This is a genomic window from Synechococcus sp. R55.7 (assembly GCF_047461955.1).
Lineage (GTDB): Bacteria > Cyanobacteriota > Cyanobacteriia > Thermostichales > Thermostichaceae > Thermostichus.
This window is the reverse complement of the sequence record NZ_JANSIC010000064.1, coordinates 1-1,897: the sequence shown is the minus strand read 5'-3', so window position 1 is coordinate 1,897 and position 1,897 is coordinate 1. Positions and strand designations below refer to the sequence as shown.

General features: G+C 64.0%; 3 protein-coding genes. All 3 read right to left on the bottom strand.

Going from position 1 to position 1,897, the window contains the following annotated elements; all coding sequences use genetic code 11:
- Positions 1-748, bottom strand: a 748-nt coding sequence (gene cbiQ, locus NW820_RS05035) for a cobalt ECF transporter T component CbiQ (RefSeq protein WP_414406856.1), incomplete at its 3' end; no start/stop codon positions are given.
- Complete coding sequence (cbiM, locus tag NW820_RS05030; RefSeq protein WP_414330636.1) at positions 735-1,436, bottom strand: cobalt transporter CbiM; 702 nt, start codon at positions 1,434-1,436, stop codon at positions 735-737. The genes cbiM and cbiQ, both read right to left, overlap by 14 nt.
- 8 nt (positions 1,437-1,444) lie before the next feature.
- Positions 1,445-1,897 (bottom strand): hypothetical protein (locus NW820_RS05025; RefSeq protein WP_414406855.1); only part of this gene is annotated, 453 nt, incomplete at its 5' end.

Below are 1,897 nucleotides of genomic sequence, written 5' to 3'. Positions count from 1 at the left end.
CGCCAGCCGCCGTCGAAAACAGAGGTGCCCGTCCGTAGCCCCGCAGTCGCAGCGCCTGATAGGTGCGCTCGGAGCGCTCGTAGCTGCGCACCAACAGGGTGCCCACCGAAGCGGCCAGAAAGGGCAGATCTTGTCTTAGAGACGGCCCAGGACGCCACAGGGATCCCCGCGGTCGCCAACCCCTCAGCCGGGCTGCCCGTTGCATCTGCTGCCACTGAGCGGCCACCTCCTGCAAATAGCGCTGGGTGAGCCAGGCCAGTTCCAGCAGGAGGTCTGGGATCCCCAGGGCCCGCAAAGCTGCCAACAGTTCCGATGTGGGGGTGGTCTCCAGCAGCAGCATCGTGAGGGCAAATAGGGCCAGCCCTCTCCCCCCAATGCGAAGCGCCATCTGCAGCCCCTCCCAACGCAGAGCCAGGGATCCCCAGCGCCACAGGATGGTTTCCCCCGCCCAGAAGGGTAGGATCCCCATCAACCCTGCCACCAACAGCCCTGGGGCTGCCAGCCGCCTCAGCCCGAGGCTCCAAGGCAATCCCGACAGGCTCCACAGTCCAGCCACCAGCGCCCAGATGAGCGGCAAGAGGGCCAGGCACCTCACCGAGGCGAAAGCCGCCATCAGCGCCATCAGGCCCAGCACCTTGGGCAGAGGTTGCCACCGGTGCAGCCAGGAAAGGGGTTTGGAGGGGTGAGGATGGGATTGTTGACCGCGCCAGCAGCAAGGGATCCCTGAGCCGGCTTCATCTCTTGCCATACTCTCCCAGCAGCGCCGGTTGTACCCGCTGCAAAAACAGCACCACCCAACTGGCGAACAACCCCTCCACCACCATCAGGGGGATGTGGGCCACCACCAAGCTCCCAAGAGCCAGGCGACCGGCTTCTGTGGAGAGGATCCCGCTGCCAGCGTCAACCACAGCAGCCATGACCACCCCGTAAAACAACAGCACTGCTAGACCCACCCCAACCGCTCCCGCCAAGAAGGCAGACACTCCGGCCCCCATCACCCGACGGCCTGCCCGAAAAATCCCACCGGCCAGGAGCGCCGGGATCCCCATAATGGCGGCGTTGATGCCCAATGTGGTCAGGCCCCCATGGCCAAAGGCCACCGCCTGAAAAAACAAGCCCACTACAATCGCCGGATAGGCCAAAGCCCCCAACATCAGACCCATCAACCCGTTCAGCACCAGATGCAGGCTGGCCGGGGGAAAGGGCAGGTGAATCGAAGAGGCCACAAAAAAGACAGCCGTGAGCAAAGCCGCTTTGGGCAACTGGTCGCGACAGCGTTGCGTAGCAATATGGCGGGGATCCCGTTCCCACCAAGGACATTGCTCGGCAACGCCGGCGCGACGGAGAAGCCGCAAGCTGTAGCTGGTGATCAGGGCGGTGATGCCATAACCCCCTAGCCAAAGCGGTGCTGGCAAAATGCCATCGCTGATGTGCATGGTCAGTCCTACTCCAGAGCAGAGGAGCCAGCCTGGGAGCCTGAGATTCCTGACCCTGGAGATCCCGAAACCGGTGGGCTCTCCACCGCTGCGTAACCAGATTGACGGGGCCTGGAGAAGAAGAGAGCTGTGCCCAGACAGCCCCAAATGACACAGGCAGCCATAACCCCCCGCTGCAAAGGCCCAAAGGGTGGGGAAGCGCTGGGGATCCCTTCTGTCTGAGGGAACTCCTCGCCCACCGGCACGTTGACCAACACCCCATGCCCCGCCTGGCGAATCCGCACCTGCCAGAGGCCCGTCAGGTTGGGATCCGGCTGCAGCAGAAATCGTCCCCGCGCATCCGTCTGTCCCTCCTGCCAAGGGGTAGTGGGATCCGTTGGCGCAAATACCGTCACCCGGGCGGATCCCATCGGTTCCCCAGAATCGTAGCGGGCCTCGATCTCAAAAGCGGGAACAGCCCG

Bases quoted from the DNA above. Each gene is read 5' to 3' on its own strand.
- cbiM (WP_414330636.1), bottom strand. From the start codon at position 1,436: ATGCACATCAGCGATGGCATTTTGCCAGCACCGCTTTGGCTAGGGGGT.